General features: G+C 44.5%; 17 protein-coding genes. 12 read left to right on the top strand and 5 right to left on the bottom strand.

Annotated elements, in window-relative coordinates:
• The first annotated feature begins 92 nt into the window (after positions 1-92).
• The 3 genes from ACFPIB_RS04770 (at position 93) to ACFPIB_RS04760 (ending at position 6982) form a co-directional block, all read left to right on the top strand.
• Entirely contained in the window at positions 93-5555 is a 5463-nt protein-coding gene (locus ACFPIB_RS04770) for an alpha-2-macroglobulin family protein (protein WP_378016292.1), read from the top strand.
• Between the two features lie 19 nt (positions 5556-5574).
• Positions 5575-6432 carry a hypothetical protein gene (locus ACFPIB_RS04765; RefSeq protein ID WP_378016291.1) on the top strand — a complete coding sequence of 286 codons (858 nt, stop codon included), beginning with the start codon at positions 5575-5577 and terminating at the stop codon, positions 6430-6432.
• 163 nt (positions 6433-6595) lie between these two features.
• Entirely contained in the window at positions 6596-6982 is a 387-nt protein-coding gene (locus ACFPIB_RS04760; protein ID WP_378016290.1) for an endonuclease domain-containing protein, read from the top strand.
• A 79-nt stretch (positions 6983-7061) separates the two neighbouring features.
• Here the strand turns inward: ACFPIB_RS04760 and ACFPIB_RS04755 are convergent, their stop codons facing one another.
• Both ACFPIB_RS04755 and ACFPIB_RS04750 read right to left on the bottom strand, forming a co-directional pair.
• On the bottom strand, positions 7062-8333 hold the full coding sequence (locus ACFPIB_RS04755) for a Y-family DNA polymerase (RefSeq protein ID WP_378016289.1): 1272 nt from the start codon (positions 8331-8333) through the stop codon (positions 7062-7064).
• A gap of 2 nt (positions 8334-8335) precedes the next feature.
• A complete protein-coding gene (locus ACFPIB_RS04750) occupies positions 8336-8803 on the bottom strand; it encodes a LexA family protein (RefSeq protein WP_378016288.1) in 468 nt (155 codons plus the stop codon).
• A 223-nt stretch (positions 8804-9026) separates the two neighbouring features.
• Between ACFPIB_RS04750 and pbpC the strand changes: the two genes are divergently transcribed.
• The 7 genes from pbpC (at position 9027) to ACFPIB_RS04715 (ending at position 14549) form a co-directional block, all read left to right on the top strand.
• Positions 9027-11375: a penicillin-binding protein 1C gene (pbpC, locus tag ACFPIB_RS04745; RefSeq protein ID WP_378016287.1), complete on the top strand. Its 2349-nt coding sequence runs from the start codon at positions 9027-9029 to the stop codon at positions 11373-11375.
• 805 nt (positions 11376-12180) lie between these two features.
• A complete protein-coding gene (locus tag ACFPIB_RS04740; RefSeq protein ID WP_378016286.1) occupies positions 12181-12807 on the top strand; it encodes a hypothetical protein in 627 nt (208 codons plus the stop codon).
• Positions 12808-12810: 3 nt separating this feature from the next.
• Entirely contained in the window at positions 12811-13119 is a 309-nt protein-coding gene (locus ACFPIB_RS04735) for a winged helix-turn-helix domain-containing protein (protein ID WP_378016285.1), read from the top strand.
• 109 nt (positions 13120-13228) lie between these two features.
• Complete coding sequence (locus ACFPIB_RS04730) at positions 13229-13552, top strand: potassium transporter KefB (protein WP_378016284.1); 324 nt, start codon at positions 13229-13231, stop codon at positions 13550-13552.
• Between the two features lie 60 nt (positions 13553-13612).
• Entirely contained in the window at positions 13613-13858 is a 246-nt protein-coding gene (locus ACFPIB_RS04725; protein WP_378016283.1) for a hypothetical protein, read from the top strand.
• Between the two features lie 110 nt (positions 13859-13968).
• Positions 13969-14259, top strand: coding sequence for a hypothetical protein (locus ACFPIB_RS04720; RefSeq protein ID WP_378016282.1), 291 nt, complete (start codon positions 13969-13971; stop codon positions 14257-14259).
• 11 nt (positions 14260-14270) lie between these two features.
• Positions 14271-14549 carry a hypothetical protein gene (locus ACFPIB_RS04715; RefSeq protein ID WP_378016281.1) on the top strand — a complete coding sequence of 93 codons (279 nt, stop codon included), beginning with the start codon at positions 14271-14273 and terminating at the stop codon, positions 14547-14549.
• 357 nt (positions 14550-14906) lie between these two features.
• Here ACFPIB_RS04715 and ACFPIB_RS04710 read toward each other — a convergent pair whose 3' ends face one another.
• Positions 14907-15653 (bottom strand): 3D domain-containing protein, encoded by a 747-nt coding sequence (locus ACFPIB_RS04710; RefSeq protein ID WP_378016280.1) that lies wholly within the window; start codon positions 15651-15653, stop codon positions 14907-14909.
• Positions 15654-16093: 440 nt separating this feature from the next.
• On the opposite strand from ACFPIB_RS04710, the gene ACFPIB_RS04705 reads away from it, so the two are divergent.
• Complete coding sequence (locus tag ACFPIB_RS04705) at positions 16094-16951, top strand: DNA-methyltransferase (protein ID WP_378016279.1); 858 nt, start codon at positions 16094-16096, stop codon at positions 16949-16951.
• On the opposite strand, the gene ACFPIB_RS04700 is transcribed toward ACFPIB_RS04705, so the two are convergent.
• Positions 16938-17579, bottom strand: a complete 642-nt coding sequence (locus ACFPIB_RS04700) for a ScaI family restriction endonuclease (RefSeq protein ID WP_378016278.1) — start codon at positions 17577-17579, stop codon at positions 16938-16940. The genes ACFPIB_RS04705 and ACFPIB_RS04700 overlap by 14 nt on opposite strands.
• A gap of 5 nt (positions 17580-17584) precedes the next feature.
• Positions 17585-17797, bottom strand: coding sequence for a helix-turn-helix domain-containing protein (locus ACFPIB_RS04695; protein ID WP_378016277.1), 213 nt, complete (start codon positions 17795-17797; stop codon positions 17585-17587).
• A 197-nt stretch (positions 17798-17994) separates the two neighbouring features.
• On the opposite strand from ACFPIB_RS04695, the gene ACFPIB_RS04690 reads away from it, so the two are divergent.
• The gene (locus ACFPIB_RS04690; RefSeq protein WP_378016276.1) at positions 17995-18228 is read left to right on the top strand and encodes a transcriptional regulator; all 234 of its coding nucleotides are present in this window, start codon (positions 17995-17997) and stop codon (positions 18226-18228) included.
• Positions 18229-18260: the final 32 nt, after the last annotated feature.

The raw sequence follows: 18260 nt of genomic DNA, 5'->3' as shown, positions 1-18260 counted from the left end.
ACCCTCAAATTTAAATTAAAACTTAACATTCGCACCTCCCTATATACCCAAAATTCCGTACCTTAGAAACGACCTAAAAACCAATCGTTTCTATGTTCTCCCGCCAGCTCCCTGCCCGACTTTTTACCCCCTTTTTCTTAGCGTTTTTCCTCCTTTTAGCCAGCTGCTCCAAACTTTCCAACACCCTGGAAGTGGAAAGCCGCAACTTCGACGAAGAAATTGCCCAGCACCAGAATTTAACCTTTCGCTTCAACAAAGATGTGGTCGGCGATTCGCTTTTGAACCGTTGGGATTCTACGGCTTACATTAGTTTTAAACCGGCAGTAAAAGGCAAGTTCCGCTGGAGCAATTCCCGGGAGCTGACCTTCTCCCCTTACGAGCCCTTTGCACCCAGCACGCAATACGTTGCCAGGCTGCAACCGGCGCTGGCCAGCCTGAGCAAAGAAAAACCGAAACTCAACACCGAAGACAGCATTTTATTCCACACGCCCCTGCTTTCGCTAACCGGCACGCAGGTTTACTGGACGATGTCGCCAAGGCAGGCAAATACAGTGGACATTAGGGTAAACGTGAATTTCAACTACCCGGTAAAACCGACGGATGTGGGCCGGCTGGCGCATATTTTCGTGGATGGCAAAGAAGTAAAAGCGGAACTAGCAACTTCAGAAATTGACCAGACGGTGGGCTTTACCATTCCTTCGCTATCGGAAAATCAAGATGGAATTGTACCGCTGAAAATTGTGATCGATAAAGGTTTGCAGCCGGTGGGTGGGAACTGGAAAACGCCAGAAAACTTAACGCTGCAAAGTGAAATTCCGCCGAAAGGGGTGTTCCAGGTGGCAGAAATTACGGGTTCATTTGTGGAAGGCGAAGGCGTGATGAACGTGTTTATGAACCAGCCGGTGCAAGCCGAAAAGCTGGCGAGTTTTATCAGCATTTCCCCTACCGTTCCCGGTTTAAAAACAGAAGCCCACGACAATGGTTTTGAGGTGCGCGGCAAATTCCGGAGCGGCGAAAATTACCAGATTGTTATCTCCAAAGAGCTGAAAAGTATGTTCGGAATTCCGCTGGGCAAAGAGCATTCGCAGTACGTTTCGTTTGGCGAATTGCAGCCGTCGGTGAGTTTTGCGAATACCAAAGCGTTTTATTTAGGCGCGGCCGGAAACCGGAATTTAGCCGTGAATTTGGTAGATGTTCCGAAGGTGAAAGTGACCATTGCGCGGGTGTATGCCAATAACGTGCACGCGTTTATGCGCACCGGCGAAGAATACGGCTACGATTACGAAAGCGAAGAAGATTACCAGGTAAATGAAGACGGCGAATACGTGGACCGGTCCTACAACTATTACAACACTTCAGATTTCGGCGACGTGGTTTCAAGCCGTACCTACGAAACCAAAAACCTGCAGAAAAACGGTAACCAAACGCTGCTGAATTTAAGCCTTGCCGACCTCGATTTCAATTCCGAATTCAAGGGCATTTACGTGGTGCAGATCCAGGATACGGAACGGCAATATTTGCAGGCTTCCAAAATTATTTCGGTTTCGGATATCGGGTTAATTGCGCGGCAGGGTCCGGAAGAAGTGCTGGTTTTTGCGAATTCCATTAAATCTACGGTGGCGCTGCCGGGCATAAAAGTGAACTTCATCAGCACGAATAACCAGGTGGTGCAATCGGTTACGACGGATAAAAATGGCGTGGCAAAATTCACCGGTTCGCCGCTGAACAAGCACTTCAAAATTGGTATGGTTTCGGCGCAAAAAGGGCAGGATTTCAACTTTATTATCCTGGAAAGTAACCGCGTAGAAACGTCGCGGTTTGAGGTGGGTGGTTTGCGCAGCAACCCGGCGCAATACGACGCCTTCATTTACGGCGACCGCGACATTTACCGCCCCGGCGACACGGTGCACGTGAACACCATTTTACGCACGCAGGACTGGAAAACGCTATCAAACATTCCGGTAAAAATCAAACTACTACTACCCACCGGCCGCGAATACAAAGCCTACCGCCAGACCTTAAATTCCCAGGGCGCTTTCCAATCTGATTTTTATTTGCCGCCCGCTTCAATGACCGGACAATACACCCTGGAAGTTTATTCTGGTAACGATGTGCTGCTGAACTCTAAGAAGATTTCTGTAGAAGAATTTATTCCGGACCGCATTAAAGTTGACCTGAAACTGCAGAAACCGGAAACCAAACCGGGCGAAGAAATAACCGCTTCCGTTACGGCTACCAACCTGTTCGGTCCGCCGGCGGCCAACCGCAAATACGAATTCGATTTCAGTTTAAAACGCAAGACTTTTTCGCCTCAAAAGTATAGCGATTATTATTTCGAACTGCAAGGCGCCAACAACGTCAGTTTTCAGAACGAACTAAAAACCGGCGAAACGAACGAAGAAGGTTTTGCCAGCCAGAGCTACAAAGTGCCCGAGTACAAAGATTTGGGTGTGCTGGAAGGCAAAGTTTTCGCCACCGTTTTCGACGAAACCGGCAGGCCGGTGAACCGGATGAAAACCTTCGAAGTACCCACGCAAACCGCTTTCTTCGGGATTAAGAATTTCGAACGCTGGGTGGGTACGCGGCAGATTTTACCATTGCAAATTATTACCTTGAACAAAGCCGGAAAACCGTTGCAAAGCGCTACGGCCAATGTGCAGATTATTAGAAAAGTCTGGGAAACGGTGGTGCAGGGCCGCAGCGGCGGACGTTACGGTTACAATTCGCAGATGCGGGAACAGGTGGTTACGTCGCGCGACATTGCGATTTCCGGCAACGGCACCACGTTTAATTTCAATCCGCTGAACTCCGGGGAATACGAAATTCGGGTTAGAAGGCCAGGCGCGGAAACCTACGTGAGCCAGCAATTTTACGCTTACGGCTACGGCGATACGCAAAGCAATTCCTTTGAAGTAAATAACGAAGGCGAAGTAACCATCGAATTCGACAAAGCGGAATACCAGGTTGGCGAAAAAGCGAATATCCTGTTTAAAAGTCCGTTTGCGGGGAAAATTCTGGTAACGGTGGAGCGCAATAAAGTGTACGAACACTACTATCTGCCAACCGATAAAAAATCGGCCAGCCTGAACCTGGAAATCAAGGATGCCTTCCTGCCGAACGTGTACATTACGGCCACGGCCATTCGGCAGATGACGGCCAACAGCAATTTACCGCTCACGGTGGCGCGCGGTTTCAAGCCCTTAATGGTAGCGAAAAGCAGCACGAAACTGGCGGTAAATATTTCGGCGCCGGTGCAAAGCCGCAGCCAGAAAACGCAAACCATAAACGTAAAAACGGCGCCGAATGCGGAAGTTACGTTGGCCGTGGTTGACGAAGGAATTCTGCAATTAAAGAACTACGAAACGCCCGACCCGTTCAAATTTTTCTATCAGAAACGCGCCCTGGAAGTTAACCCTTTCGACCTTTATCCTTTCCTGTTTCCCGAACTGAGCGGCAAGCGTTCCAGCTCCGGTGGCGACGGCTACGATTTGAGCAAGCGCGTGAACCCGCTCACCAGCAAACGCGTGAAACTGGTAACGTTCTGGAGCGGAAAACTCACGGCTAATGCCAACGGCGAAATCAGTTACAAAGTACCCATTCCACAGTTTTCGGGAGCTTTGCGCGTAATGGCGGTGGCTTACAAAAACAACGCGTTCGGGGCTTCGGAAAAATTCATAAAAGTGGCCGACCCGGTGGTGATTTCTACGGCGCTGCCGCGGTTTTTAAGCCCTGGCGATACCGTTTCGGTGCCGGTTACCTTGAGCAATACCACGTCTAAACCAACTTCGGCTACGGCCAAATTGCAGCTTTCCGGTCCGTTGCTGGCTTCCGGAAATACGACGCAAACGGTGCAGATAAAGCCGAATTCCGAAAAGCAGGTTACGTTTAAGGTGTATTCGAAAAACAGCATCGGCAACGGTTCGGTGCTGGTTACGGTGAACGCGCTGAACGAAACTTTCCGGGAGAAAACCGACATTTCCGTAAGGCCGCCGGCTTCGCTGCAAAAGGTATCCGGAAACGGTATGGTTGCGGCCGGAAAAAGTCAGGACATCAGCTTTAAAACCGATTTTATGCCGGGTTCCATTTCGGCGCGCCTCATTGTGAGTAAGTCGCCGATGGTGCAGTTTGCCGGCGATTTACGCTACCTAATTCAGTACCCGTACGGCTGCGTGGAGCAAACCATTTCGGCCGCTTTCCCGCAAATTTATTACGCCGACTTGGCCAAAAGTTTAAAACAAGACAAAAAAGCTACCCGCTTCAACCCCGATTACAACGTGCAGGAAGCCATCCGGAAACTGGAAACAATGCAGCTTTACAACGGCGGAATGGCTTACTGGCCGGGCACCGATATGGAAAGTTGGTGGAGCACGGCTTACGCGGCGCATTTCCTGCTGGAAGCCCAGAAAGCCGGTTTTCAGGTGAACAGCAAAATGCTGAACAAAATGTTTGAGTACCTGCAAATGAAGCTCAAAACCCGCGAAACCGAACGCTATGCTTACCTCGACGAAAAGGGTGCGGAGCACACCAAAACCATTGCCAAAAAGGAAATTTTCTATTCGCTTTACCTGCTAGGTTTAGTAAATAAATACGATGTAACGGCAATGAATTACTACAAAGCCAACCCCGGTCTGCTCGCCATCGACAGCAAATATTTGCTGGCCAGCACCTTCGCGATGTACGGCAACAACCGCAATTTCCTGGCCTTGCTTCCGAAAAGCTTTTCCGGCGAAAACTCGAAACGCGAACTCTGGGGCAGCTTTTACTCCGCCATCCGCGACGAAGCCCTCGCCCTGAACGCCTTGCTCACTGCCCAGCCCAACCACCCGGCCGTTGGCGAAATGGCCCGGCATTTATCGCAGCAACTGAAGTCGGAACGCTGGCTCAACACGCAGGAACGCGCCTTTGCTTTGCTGGCCCTGGGCAAGCTTTCCAAAGCGAACGCAAACCAGAACATCACCGCCACGGTAACCGCCAACGGCAAACAAATTGGCAGCTTTAAGGGCGACGAATTGGTGCTCACGCAGAACCTCACGAACCAGAACCTGAGCATTATAACCAGCGGCAGCGGCAGTTTGTATTATTTCTGGGAGCAGGAAGGTATCAGTCCGACGGGCACTTACAAAGAGGAAGACAATTACCTGAAAGTGCGCAAGCATTTCTACGACCGCAACGGCCGCGAAATCACCGGCAACACCTTTAATCTGAACGACCTGATTGTGGTAAAACTAACCCTCCAGGCCTCCGATTTCAGCACCTCCGTAGAGAACGTAGCCATCACCGACATCCTGCCGGCAGGCTTCGAGATAGAAAACCCGCGCATCGGCGCCGTACCCGAAATGGCCTGGGTAAAAGACGCCGCCACCCCCGATTATTTCGACATCCGCGACGACCGGATAAACCTCTTCACCACCGCCACCAGCAGCCCGAAAAACTTTTATTATTTAGTTAGAGCCGTGAGCAAAGGGCAGTACAAAATGGGCCCGGTGAGTGCGGATGCTATGTATAATGCGGAGTATCATTCTTACTGGGGAAGCGGAGTTGTGGGGGTTAGGTAGGGATTATAAAATTTAGAAGATGACTTTAATTGAATTATTAATTACCAGACAAAATTACCCCGTTGAAAAGTTGAGGCTTGTTCTTGAGCAATTCAATAATATTCTAATTGCTCAAGTTGATAATCTCCACACTCAAGGAACTCAGGTATTATTTTGGCAAAGACATTTAGAAGGGCTTTTTGTAAAACTATCTTTTAAAATTTCAAGTGTAATTAAATTACTAGATAGAACCCCAATATCATATGGAGACAAATCTGTTCAAGTATTTGACATAAGCTCAATTTACATTCTCACAAGAGCGATTATTGAAAACTATTTAATTATTTATTATTTACATTTTGATAATGTAGATGATATTCGGAAGGAATTCAGATTCATAATTTATACTATCGATGGATTAAGAAGAAGGCAACAAGATTTAAAACCTTTTGATGAAGATTCCAGGAAGATATTATCAAATGAAAATGCAGATTTAGAAACATTAAGGCAGAAACTTGAACATAATATTTTTTTCAAATCTCTTAATTCAAAAGCTCAAAAAAACTATTTAAACGGATGTGCCAAAGAAGGAACACTAACTGATTTACTTCAAACGATTGATATTAAGGAGGAAACCTATAAGGATATTTGGCATTTACAATCTAGTTATGCTCATTCAGAATTTATTAGCCTTCATCAATTAAGAGCCTATTACAAAGATTTAAGCCAATTAGATAAATCTGCTTATTTAATGGGAGAATTAATAGCTGCGATTATTTCCATTTCAATAAATCATTTAAATATGAATTTTAAAGCTGCTAGAAAAATTAATGATAGGATTAATTCAGAAACGCTTAAATTATTAGGTTATTTTTATGAACAAGGCAAAAAGAATTAAATTAACTAAATAGCTTGAACAAAGGTAGGAATTAAGTCCCCCTTTGGAGAGGGTTAGGGGGAGGACCACGCATATTGGATCAAATTATCGGAAGATGTAAAAATCCTCCCCCTAACCCCCTCCAAAGGGGGACCACCTTGAATAAACTTTCTGCTGTAATTTTATGACTGAGCCGGAAAATAATTTCTACAACAAAAACCTGAAGCCACTGGCCCGAAATCTGCGCAACGATTCTACCAAGGCGGAAATTCGGTTATGGTGCGAATTATTATCGGGTAAAAGGATGCTGGGTTACGGTTTCAGAAGGCAGCGGTCGGTTGGGAAATACATTGCCGATTTTCTTTGCAAGGAATTAATGCTAATTGTTGAAGTAGATGGATATTCGCACAATTTCAAAACGGAGGAAGATGCGAAACGGGATGAGGAACTGCAAGCTTTGGGTTTTACAACGTTGCGCTTTCCGGACCGGGAAGTGATGCAGGATATTGAGAATGTTAGGCGGACTCTGGAGGCTTGGATTTTTGAATGGCAGGAAAATTTGTCGCAATGATGTGTCCTCCCCCTTGCCCCCTCCAAAGGGGGACTTGACGCAATGTTTTGCAAAACGCTATGCTTTTTAGCTAAAAAACTCACCACACCTCCAGCAGATTTTTCAGGTCAGTAGTATAGCATTTCGATAGCATTTCACTTTTCATTTTCCAGGGGCGAACGGTTCCCTGCGCGGCGCTCAGCACCATATCTTTCCCGAAACGCTTGTTTACTTTATCCAGGGCCTGCATGGCTTTGGCATGTTTTTCCCGGTCAACGGTGTCTAGTAAACTTGCCTGCACCTGGTTATCGGGACACAACCCGGAAACGATCACGCCGCTTTTTCTATATTTATAGCCCGGCACGTATAATTGTTCAACGGCTTTGCGCACGTATTTTAAAAGTTCCGGCGTACTATTAGTGGCTACCGGCAGCGCAACAGTCTGACTGAAATACATATACTCGGGTTGCGGATAACGCTTCTTCATTACAAAAACTGTAACGCAGGCAGCGCAGGATTTCTGTTTCCGAAGCTTGGCAGCACAGCGGGCTACGTAGTTGGCGGTTGCCTCCTGAAGATCAGTCAAAGTGGTTACCTTATAGCTGAAGGAACGGGATGTGCAGATGTGTTTTTTCGGATCGGAAGTTATTTCCAGATCCAGGCAGGGTTCGCCACGCAATTCTTTTACCGTCCGGAAACCAACCACCGTTAAATGTTTTTTGATAAACGAATCCGGCGCCTGGCACAGATCCCAAGCCGTTTCCATACCATGAACCGACAGCTTTTTTGCGTATTGTCGCCCAATGCCCCAGATGCTGCTAATTGCCGTGCTTTTAAGCGCCGCTTCAATGTGTTTCGGGTCCGTTAAAACCAATACGCCATCAGCCTTTTTAGATTTTTTGGATAACTTGTTCGCTAATTTTGCTAACGTTTTTGTCGATGCTACACCTACTGAAATCGGGATACTGGTATATTGCAACACTGTATCTTTAATTTGGCGGCTGTACTTCTGAAGATTTACCTCATAAAAATTACCCAGATCCAGAAAAGCTTCATCGATGGAATATACTTCTATGTTTGGCGAAAACGTGGAAAGGATGCTCATTACCCGGTTACTGATGTCGCCGTAAAGCGTGTAATTGCTGCTAAAAACCTTTACGTTATGCTGCTTCAGCAAGGCTTCTATTTCAAAAGCAGCCTTGCCCATATTGCTGCCACCTAATAATTCCTTGGCTTCATTGGAGCTGGCAATTACGCAGCCATCGTTGTTGCTCAGCACTACAATGGGTTGTCCATTTAGCTTTGGCTGAAAAACGCGTTCGCAGCTGGCATAAAAATTATTGCAATCTACCAGGGCAAATAAAGTCGTCATACTTACCGTACTTTATGAATACACCACGTTACCACGCCCCAGGTTTGAAAACGGGAATTTTCTTCGGGTAAAGGGATAAGTGGGTAAGCTGGGTTTTCGGGCTGCAGGTAATACTGATTTTGCTTTTTGATGAGTCGCTTTACGGTAAATTCATTGTCCAGCAAACCGATGATGATCTGGTTAATTCTTGGTTTCAACGACCGGTCAACTACCAGAATATCGCCTTCGTGCAGATTGGCGTCGCGCATCGAATCGCCGCGTACGCGCAGAAAATAGGTAGCGGAAGGATGCGCAATTAAAAGCTGCTGCAGGTTGATTTTATCTTCTAAATAATCTTCAGCCGGCGAAGGAAAACCCGCCGAAATTGGCGTGGAATAAAAAGGAATATCAATTTCTTCAATGCCATTCGTTTCTATAACTTCAAAGCCGGCGCTTACCAGTTTTGCTAAATTTATGATATCGTTTTCCATAGTTGTAGTAGGTTCAGAGCGTTCTTACGCTACAAATATGCGAAAAGTATATATAATTGCTAAATATTTTAGCTTTAAAAACTAATTAAAATAGTAATTCACATATAAGTCGCTACTTTAGAATGTGTTACAAATAATATTTAAATCTTTCGTACTTTTATAAAAGGCGGTTATACTTCAACATTGTAAAAAGTACGACTTATAATTTGCCCTAAAAAATGCTATGCTTCTTCCTCCAAAAACTAATTTCAAAACCTTCCTTCGCAACCACTACCTCCGCGCGGTTGCCCGTTGGTTTTTAGCGCCGGTTTTTTGCTTCATTTCCCTAGCGTTTTCACTTAACTTCTTCTTTCCCTTAAAAGTCAACCTGAATTATTCGCCTTTGGTTACCGCTGCGGATGGCACGGTACTACACGCCTTCTTGAACCATAACCAGAAATGGCGGATGAAAACGGAACTGGATGAAATTACGCCAACATTGCAAAAAGCCATTGTTTACAAGGAAGACAAATATTTTTACCGGCACCCGGGCGTAAATCCAGCGGCTATTTTGCGGGCTTTGTTCAACAACGTGGTGCGGGGCAAAAAGACCTCCGGAGCCAGTACCATTACGATGCAGGTAGCGCGTTTGCTGGAACCCAAGGAACGGACTTATGGCAACAAACTGGTGGAGATTTTCCGGGCGCTTCAGCTGGAATGGTATTTCAGCAAGGCCGAAATTTTGCAGTTTTACCTGAATCTGGCGCCATACGGCAGCAACATCGAAGGCGTTAAATCGGCAGCGCTGCTTTATTTTCAGCAACCGCCCAACTATCTCAGTCTAGCCCAAACCGTTACCTTGGCCATCATCCCCAACCGCCCGACTTCGCTGGTTTTAGGCAAGAACAACGACGCCATTTTAAAAGAACGGAACCGCTGGTTGGAATATTTCCGGCAGGAAGGCTTGTTTCCGGCAAAGGAAATTGAAGATGCGCTGCAGGAACCGTTGGTTGCTAGACGCCACGCTGCGCCGAAGTTTGCGCCGCATTTTTCCTACCGTTTGCTCCGGCAATTTCCGCGGCAGCCCATAATCCGCACCCATTTAGACCGGCAAAAGCAAACCAAAACCGAAGTGCTCACCAACAATTATGTGCAGCGACTGCATAGTTTGGGTATTACAAATGCGGCGGTTTTGGTGATCGATAACCGGACACGCAAAGTGGTTTCTTACGTTGGTTCGGCAGACTTTGAAAATGCAGAAAATTACGGGCAGGTTGATGGCATAAGGGCGGTGCGGTCGCCGGGCAGTACGCTGAAACCGTTTTTATATGCGCTGGCTTTCGACAGAGGTTTGATTACGCCAAAGATGACCTTGACCGATGTGCCAACCGATTTTGGCGGCTACCAGCCCGAAAACTTCGACAAGAAATTCAACGGCAACATTACGGTAGAAAAAGCGCTGGCTTATTCGCTGAACGTGCCGGCGGTGAAGATCCTGGAGCAGCTGGGCGTGAATATTTTTGTGCAGCAACTGAAGCAGGCTGGTTTTGAGCAGGTAAAAAAAGACGAACGGAAACTGGGTTTATCGGCGGTTTTGGGTGGTTGCGGAGTGAAGCTGGAAGAACTAGGCAACCTCTTCAGCACCTTTGCCAATGAAGGAAAATACGTGCCGCTGCAATGGACCAAAGCAGATTCTGCGGCCAAAAGCATAGCGTTATTTTCACCGTCGGCGGCTTATTTAACTACCGAAATTCTGGCGCAACTTACCCGACCGGATCTGCCTAACACGTATGCCAGCAGCATGCATTTGCCGAAGATCGCCTGGAAAACCGGTACTTCCTACGGCCGCCGCGACGCCTGGAGCATAGGCTACAATAAGCACTATACTATCGCAGTTTGGGTAGGGAATTTTAACGGCGTTGGTGCGCCAGCCCTTACCGGCACCGACATCGGTACGCCACTGCTTTTCGATCTGTTCAACGCCCTGGATTACAATTCTGCCAACGATTGGTACACGCCTCCTTCAACTTTAGCGTTCCGTTCTGTATGCACCGAAAGCGGTTTGCCGCCGGAGGAATTCTGCCAGAATGAGCAGATGGATTACTTCCTTCCTGGCATCACGCAAACCCCGAAATGCAGCCATTTAAGGAGAATGTTTGTTTCCGCGGATGAGCAATTTTCGTACTGCCGCGATTGTCTGCCTTCGAACGGATATATCAAAAAATTCTACCCGAACGAACCACGTGAACTGGTGGCTTTTTACGAACGGGAACGCATTCCTTACCAAAAACTTCCGGCGCATAATCCGACCTGTTCCCGCGTTTTTGCGGAAAATGCGCCGTTCATTTCATCGCCGGCCGATGGTTCGGAATATCTGGTGGAGCGGGACGAAGAGCAGCAACTCTTGCTGAGCGCGCAGGCCGATAAGGAAGTGAAAAAGGTATACTGGTACGTGAACGATCAATTTTACAAAGAAGCCAGTGTGCACGAAAAGGTGTTCTTCGTTCCGGAACCGGGGCAGATCAAGATTTCCTGTGCGGATGATAAGGGAAGAAGTTCGGATTGTTTTGTGCAGGTGAAGTATTTGAATTGAATTCACCTTTTTGTTATTCCAAAATGCTTGTATGCGTTAAGCAGTTTTTGAGCTAAAAGTTATACCGTTTTTATCTGCGTCATCTCGACGTGAGGAGAGATCTCTTCGGGATGGCAGTTTCTTTGCTATTGAGTTTTTAGGCTGTAAAATATACCGTTTTTTCGGTGTCATCCTGAACGATAGTGAAGGACCTCATCGGCGGTAAGTAGTTTTTCAACTAAAAAGGGTACCGTTTTCATAGCCAACTTTAATTCTTAATTCATAATTTTTAATTATTAATTAAACTTTTTCCCTCAAGCCGGGCGGGCAGCGTTTCTGCGTTCGCGTCTCACCCTTTCCTAGCCGCAAGCGGCTTTTCTAACGAAACCGGAAAGTGCGGAGGCCGCGCACACAGAAACTGGTATCATTTCCCTTCGTAGTCAGCTTCTTTTTAGTTTAGCTTCCGAGCTAACGTGGTTTCAGGAAACGCTGCGCTGGCGAAATACGTGAAATCCTAGTTTAGGAAATCACAAGATTCACAAGAATCAATAAATCACAGTTCAGACCAATTTCATTGCCGTCTGCTTCAGCTGACAGATTACACCTGCGAAGAAAAGTCCTCCCCTGCTTTTGTTGAAGATTTAAATGGCGTCAAAAACGGTATGCTTTTAACACAAAAAAGTCTGGCCATAAACCTAACTTTTCTACTCCAAAACCATAGCGTTTTCAGATTGCTACGGCAGAATCAGATCAAAAATATTTTGAGCTAAAACACTTGTCATTATAAACCGTATTATTAACTTTGAAACTCAAAGCACTTTTTAACATGAACCAGCAGCAAGACCAGTTAGCAACCCTGCACGAGATTCGCAACATTATGGATCGTTCTTCCCGGTTTATTTCGCTCAGCGGACTTTCGGGGGTGGCAGCCGGGGTTTCGGCGCTGCTTGGTGCGGCGGTGGTTAAATGGTACCTGGTTTCCCATGATATTAATTACGGCTTGAATGCTGGCCGCAACTTATCGCGGGAAGCTATTTTCTTTATGCTTTCGGTGGCGGCGGTCGTTTTTGTATTGGCTTTTTGTTCGGCTACATATTTTACGGCCCGGAACGCGAAGAAAAACAGCCACCGGGTTTGGGATAGCAAAACGGAACGCATGCTGGTTAATTTGTTTATTCCGCTGGCTGCGGGTGGCATTTTTTGCGGCGCTCTGTTCTATCATGAATTGCAATTTCTGGTAGCACCGGTAATGCTTATTTTTTATGGTTGCGCTTTATTGAATGCCAGCAAATATACCCTCAGCGATATCCGGTATTTGGGTTGCTTTGAAATTTTACTAGGTTTACTGGCCAGCTTTTTTGTGGATCATGGTTTATTAGCCTGGACCTTAGGTTTTGGCGTACTGCACATTGTGTACGGCATCCTGGTGTATTTCAAATACGAACGCAAGTAAACCGTGAAAAGCTACCTTGAAAATATTAACAAAGCCTTTGAAAGCCGGGCCCGGTTGGGAATTATGTCGGTGCTGATGGTGGATGAACGGGTAGATTTCAATACCCTGAAAGATACGCTGCAACTAACGGACGGAAATCTGGCCAGTCATTTGCGCGCGCTGGAAGAAGCACAATACCTGCGCGTGGAAAAACAATTTGTAGGCCGGAAACCGAACACCACTTACCACGCTACCGATCTGGGCCGCGAAGCCTTTAAAAGCCACCTAGATGCGTTGGAACAACTTATTTTGAGTAACCGAAAAGACAACTGATATTTTTTTTAACTTAAACTTTGTATTTCAAAGTTCTTTCAAAAAATTGGAATAGATATATAACTATCAAAAAGTAATCATCATGACAACTAACAATAACTTAACACCCATGCCTATCCATCCGGTTTCGTTGGGGAAACTGATGTTGATTGGGGCCGGGTTTGCGCTTACGCTGATCCTGATCTTTTTGATTCCGGCAGGTTGGTTTACGCAGATGCCAAAACCGGAATGGCAGCGTTTCTGGATGATTCGACCGCTGGTGGTGGTACCTATTGCCGGGGCGATTGGTGGGGCGCTTTTTTACGTCCTAGATTTTTTGCGGTACCGAGGTGGCTGGAAAACGGCGGTAGCATATATCCTGAGTATAGTTGGCTTCTTTGTCATCTTCTGGCTGGGTTCTGTGTTTGGTTTGGCCGGCACCTGGTGGGATTAAATTTTTAGTTATACAGCATTCATTTTTAACCTCATAAATAAACCCCTAACCGAAAAAATTATGATCACGCATAACTTCAGACTTATCGGCAACCTGCTTTTGGTGGCCCTCATTTTACTGATCCCGGTAATTGCAAAATTTCCCTGGACCAGCCTCGATTTCATTTTTGCCGGCGTAGTGCTGACCGTCGCTGTTTTAACGAGTGAACTGGTGCTAAGAAAAGTTACCAATAAAACTTACCAATTTGCCTTACTGGGTTGTATCGGATTGTTTTTGCTGTTAATCTGGGCTTGGGCAGTTGCTTAAATTAAACCATTCAGCCAGATAAATTGGAAGCTGGATTTTGATTTTCAGAACGGTTAATTATCGCTCAAATTATAAATGAATTGAAAAACCAATTTTAAAACGAAAAAATTATGATTGCGCAAAACAAAAGATTATTCGGTATTTTGCTTACGGTAGCATTTATTTTGGCTATTCCACTGGTAGCCATGCAGTTTACTAATGAAGTAAATTGGAATATCCTCGATTTCGTGGTGATGGGAGTTCTGCTTACCGGCACCGGACTGATGGTTGAACTGGTGATCAGAAAGATCAGGAAACCGGAAAACCGGTTCATTCTTATTGTAGTAATTTTGGCCTTGCTTTTCCTGATCTGGGCGGAGCTGGCAGTAGGAATTTTCGGAACGCCTTTCGCGGGTAGTTGATCGGCAAAGTTATGAAAGACATCGATGTTTCGCCTTTGATCAGTTGGGTGATCGGGCTGGTGGTTTTTACCATCGGCGCGCTGAATTTGCTACTGGTACATCCGGTTCCGGGCCTGGTTTTCCTGCTGCTTTCTTTGCTTTACTTTCCTCCGGCCGATGCTTTTTTTATAAAGAGTTTCGGAAAGCCGATTCCGCTTTGGGCGAAGGTTTTACTGGGTTTTGTGGTGGTTTGGTTTACGTTGGGGGTGAGTGATCTGGGGGATATGATGGATGATTTGTTGATGAATTGAATTGGTAATATTCCGAAGAAAAGTCCCCCTTTGGAGAAGGGTAGGGGGAGGATTACATTTTTGAAGATTCGTATTGCGAAGATTCTCCCCTTGAGGGGAGTTAGAGGGGTGTTTACATCTGCGGATATATCTACATTCCGAGCAAACACCTCCGGCTCCCCTCAAGGGGAGAGTATCAGATAATGTAAAAATCCTCCCCCTACCCCCTCCAAAGGGGGACTTTTCGCAATACCTACTTTTGATATAATCAACTATAGCTGGTATCCCATTTCCACTGAGTTTTTTGCTTTAAAACCATATCGTTTTTCCTGCAACTTATAACTTATAACTCATAACTCTTAACACTTAACACTTAACTCACTTCCGGTGCGCTGCTTTCAGAGCGTTGATGATGGCTTTATCTTTTACAATGTAAGCTTCGAAGGTTTGGTTGTTGTCGGAGCGGATGATTTCGGGGAAAGGATTGGTGGAATGAGTGCCGGTGAAGAGGTCGATCTGGTTCTTTTTTACCAGGCCGCCGCGGTCGGCGGCGAAGAAATAGCCGTCGTGGGTTAGAGTTTGGCCGTTGGGGAGCGCGATGGGTTGGCCTTGGAATTGGGGAATGTAGAGCACGGTGCCGTAGGGAATGACTTTGCGATCTACGGCTACGGAGCGGAAGGGAATTAATTTGTACCGGTTCAGGCCGCCGCTGAAACCCGTGGATTTGATCCAGAGGGCTTTGCCCCAGCTGGCGGCGGCGTTGCTGTCGGAAAATTTGGTGCAGGTGCGGCAGTTTACGAAGGTGCGCTTCCCGGTTTTGGCGAATTTCACCACGCTTACGTTGCCTTCCGCATCGGTTACGTAGGCGGAGCCTTGCAGGGAGGCTTCGCAGAAATCGCAGGCATCGGCGTAGAGGCCCGAGGGTTTGCCGTTGCGGTACACAATGGGAATGTTGCCGCCCGATTTAAACTGATGCACGAAATAATAAGTGGCCCACAGGTTCAGTTTCCGGAGCGCAGAGGGGTTTGCCGGAGGCGCCAGATCAAATGCGCCCGGCGAGGTTTGCGGAAAGGCCTTTGCCTGCACCAGCACCAAAACGATCAGGATCAGGAAGCGGGAGGGCATAGTTTCGCGGTTTCAGTTTCGGGGAATCGTGTTCTCTTCCCTATGATACCGCGCTGCTTTAATTTGGTTCGGAAAGTTTTTTAATTTCCCGAACCCTGACTTTTTTAGGCTGAAAGCATAGCGTTTTTTTGTAATTTGTGCTTCATCCAGCACATTGCATTGGGTGAGGTGGCCGAGCTTTTCCGTGATGTTTCGCCTGAGCTGGGTGCAGCCTAAGGAAGCGTGCAGGAAGATGATGGTTGGGCGGTTTGGGTAATTTTGGTGGTAGGTGATGTGGAGGTAATTTGTGGAGGGCATTCTTTAATTTATAGAGGAGTTTTTGACCTTGAAAGATAGTGTTTTAATGATTTTATAATAAAAAAGATTTATTATAAAAAATTTAAAAGCACTTTGACAGATTAAAAATAAGATTTATTTTTGCATACTAAAGTTAGCGCAAAATGGAGAAGTTAGATAAATTAAAGAGCATTTTAGGAGATCCATTCTATAGTAATGATTCTACTTTAATTTATAATATGGATTGTTTGGAAGGCATTAAAATTCTAAAAAATGCTGGTGTAAATATTGATGCAACGATAACCAGTCCACCTTACAATATTGGAAAAGAGTATGAAAAAATAATGCCCATTAATTCGTTTATTGAATGGCTTTCCGAGATTAGTAATCTTATTTTTGATATTACTAAATCAAATGGCAGCTACTTACTAAATGTTGGTTATTTGGAAGTACCAGGAAAGGGAAGAGCTGTTCCTATTACTTACTTAGTTTGGGATAAAATTAAGTTCTATCTCCATCAAGAAATTATTTGGAACTATGGAGCAGGTGTCGCCGCAAAACATTATTTATCACCAAGAAATGAAAAGATTCTTTGGTATATAAAAAACCAAGACAATTATACTTTCAACCTTGATTCAATTCGAGATCCTGATGTTAAATATCCAAACCAAAAGAAAAATGGCAAATTGAGATGTAATACATTAGGTAAAAACCCATCTGATGTTTGGCAAATAGCTAAAGTTACATCTGGAACGAATAGATCTTCAGAAGAAAGAACTAAACATCCTGCCCAATTCCCAGTTGATTTAATAACTAGAATGGTTTTAGGTTTTACAAATCCAAATGATATTATTTTGGATCCATTTATGGGTTCAGGTACAACTGCGGAAGTTTGTATGAGCAATAATCGACTCTCATTAGGATTTGAAATAAGAGAGGATTATTGCCACACAATAGCCAATAGACTTGAAACAATTCTTAAAACTGAAAGAATTAAAGAATTAACGCCTACTTTATTTTAGTAGCTTTTATTCTAGCAGCTTTTACTTTAACAATCTTAGGTTTTTGATAGATAACTTTAAGTTTATGTAAATAAACATCTGGAGGTAAGGAAGCCTGTTGTCCGCTTTCAGATTTTTGAGGGATCCAGTCAGAATGTTCAAGATAACCAAACCTAATTAATAAAATTTCGGGCTTTTCCTTTTTATCGCTAAACTTTTCAAAATTAATTGCTATATAATAACCATTTTTATTTTTTTTATCCTTTGCAGTTTCAGGTTGTGCGTAACTTCTATTTGCAGCAATTTTATTAGGGCTAGATGAGGCTTTAATTTCAACAGAAAGGTCGCAATTTGTAATACAATGAATATCCTTTTCATTCTTTAAAGTGCCTACTTTATATATACCAGGATGTTTTAAAGTTAAATAATGAGCAACAAGTTCGTGTAATAAAAAACTCATTATCTGAGGTCCCGGAGTAATTTCTTTTCCTATATAAAACGATCCAATTTTGGAATTAAATATATCATCCCAAGATCCTAAAACCGTTTCTACTATTTCATCAGGTGAAAGAGGGTGTAGTGCAATAAGATGATCTGTTATTGCACTCCATTCTGCAATAGGCTTTCCTAAGTAAGGTGAATTTGACATTGAAGTTATTTTAGAAGTTCTGATATTTCAACTTCTAATGCCTTTGCAATTTTTTCTATATTTGAGAGAGTAATATTTTTTTCTGCTCTTTCAATCATCCCTATATATGTTCTATGCAAGTCTGCTTTGAATGAAAGTTGTTCCTGTGAAAAACCCTTAGATTTTCTAATTTCACGAACATTATCACCAAATTTTTCTAAAATTGTTTTTGTTTTCATTGGCATTAGAAGATATTCAAAGCTATCTTTAGTATGCAAAACTAACAACATACTATAGTTAGCAATTGATAGGAAATAAAATTTTCTTTTACTTTAATTTTGAATCCAGCTAATGACTATTTTGTAAGGATTACTAATGAAAAAAAAACATAAATAACCTAAACAATACTTTTGAAAATCATACCCGATTAAGTATTATGGCGTTGCTTGTAAATAACGATTTGGTAGAATTCAATTTTCTTAAAGAAACACTTCAACTTTCATATGGTAGCTTATCTACTCACTGCATTAATCTTGAAAAAGCAGGTTATTTATTGGTAGAAAAACGGTTTGTAGGTAGAAAACCTAATACCAGATTTGCAGCTACGAATCTGGGGCGAAAAGCCTTTCAGGACCATTTAGATGCATTAGTGAAACTTAAAGAGCTTTAGTATTTTTTGTCAATACAACTTTTTAAGTTGGA

Origin of the sequence: Adhaeribacter terreus (assembly GCF_042657365.1) — a bacterium.
GTDB lineage: Bacteria > Bacteroidota > Bacteroidia > Cytophagales > Hymenobacteraceae > Adhaeribacter_A > Adhaeribacter_A terreus.
This window is presented reverse-complemented; position numbering and strand designations above follow the sequence as displayed.

What these genes read in the sequence shown, in the direction of transcription:
- ACFPIB_RS04740 (WP_378016286.1), top strand. Translation starts at nt 12,181, where the DNA reads ATGAACCAGCAGCAAGACCAGTTAGCAACCCTGCACGAGATTCGCAAC.
- ACFPIB_RS04695 (WP_378016277.1), bottom strand. Translation starts at nt 17,797, where the DNA reads ATGAAAACAAAAACAATTTTAGAAAAATTTGGTGATAATGTTCGTGAA.
- ACFPIB_RS04730 (WP_378016284.1), top strand. Translation starts at nt 13,229, where the DNA reads ATGCCTATCCATCCGGTTTCGTTGGGGAAACTGATGTTGATTGGGGCC.
- ACFPIB_RS04750 (WP_378016288.1), bottom strand. Translation starts at nt 8,803, where the DNA reads ATGGAAAACGATATCATAAATTTAGCAAAACTGGTAAGCGCCGGCTTT.
- pbpC (WP_378016287.1), top strand. Translation starts at nt 9,027, where the DNA reads ATGCTTCTTCCTCCAAAAACTAATTTCAAAACCTTCCTTCGCAACCAC.
- ACFPIB_RS04765 (WP_378016291.1), top strand. Translation starts at nt 5,575, where the DNA reads ATGACTTTAATTGAATTATTAATTACCAGACAAAATTACCCCGTTGAA.
- ACFPIB_RS04760 (WP_378016290.1), top strand. Translation starts at nt 6,596, where the DNA reads ATGACTGAGCCGGAAAATAATTTCTACAACAAAAACCTGAAGCCACTG.
- ACFPIB_RS04705 (WP_378016279.1), top strand. Translation starts at nt 16,094, where the DNA reads ATGGAGAAGTTAGATAAATTAAAGAGCATTTTAGGAGATCCATTCTAT.
- ACFPIB_RS04715 (WP_378016281.1), top strand. Translation starts at nt 14,271, where the DNA reads ATGAAAGACATCGATGTTTCGCCTTTGATCAGTTGGGTGATCGGGCTG.
- ACFPIB_RS04700 (WP_378016278.1), bottom strand. Translation starts at nt 17,579, where the DNA reads ATGTCAAATTCACCTTACTTAGGAAAGCCTATTGCAGAATGGAGTGCA.
- ACFPIB_RS04770 (WP_378016292.1), top strand. Translation starts at nt 93, where the DNA reads ATGTTCTCCCGCCAGCTCCCTGCCCGACTTTTTACCCCCTTTTTCTTA.
- ACFPIB_RS04720 (WP_378016282.1), top strand. Translation starts at nt 13,969, where the DNA reads ATGATTGCGCAAAACAAAAGATTATTCGGTATTTTGCTTACGGTAGCA.
- ACFPIB_RS04690 (WP_378016276.1), top strand. Translation starts at nt 17,995, where the DNA reads ATGGCGTTGCTTGTAAATAACGATTTGGTAGAATTCAATTTTCTTAAA.
- ACFPIB_RS04710 (WP_378016280.1), bottom strand. Translation starts at nt 15,653, where the DNA reads ATGCCCTCCCGCTTCCTGATCCTGATCGTTTTGGTGCTGGTGCAGGCA.
- ACFPIB_RS04725 (WP_378016283.1), top strand. Translation starts at nt 13,613, where the DNA reads ATGATCACGCATAACTTCAGACTTATCGGCAACCTGCTTTTGGTGGCC.
- ACFPIB_RS04755 (WP_378016289.1), bottom strand. Translation starts at nt 8,333, where the DNA reads ATGACGACTTTATTTGCCCTGGTAGATTGCAATAATTTTTATGCCAGC.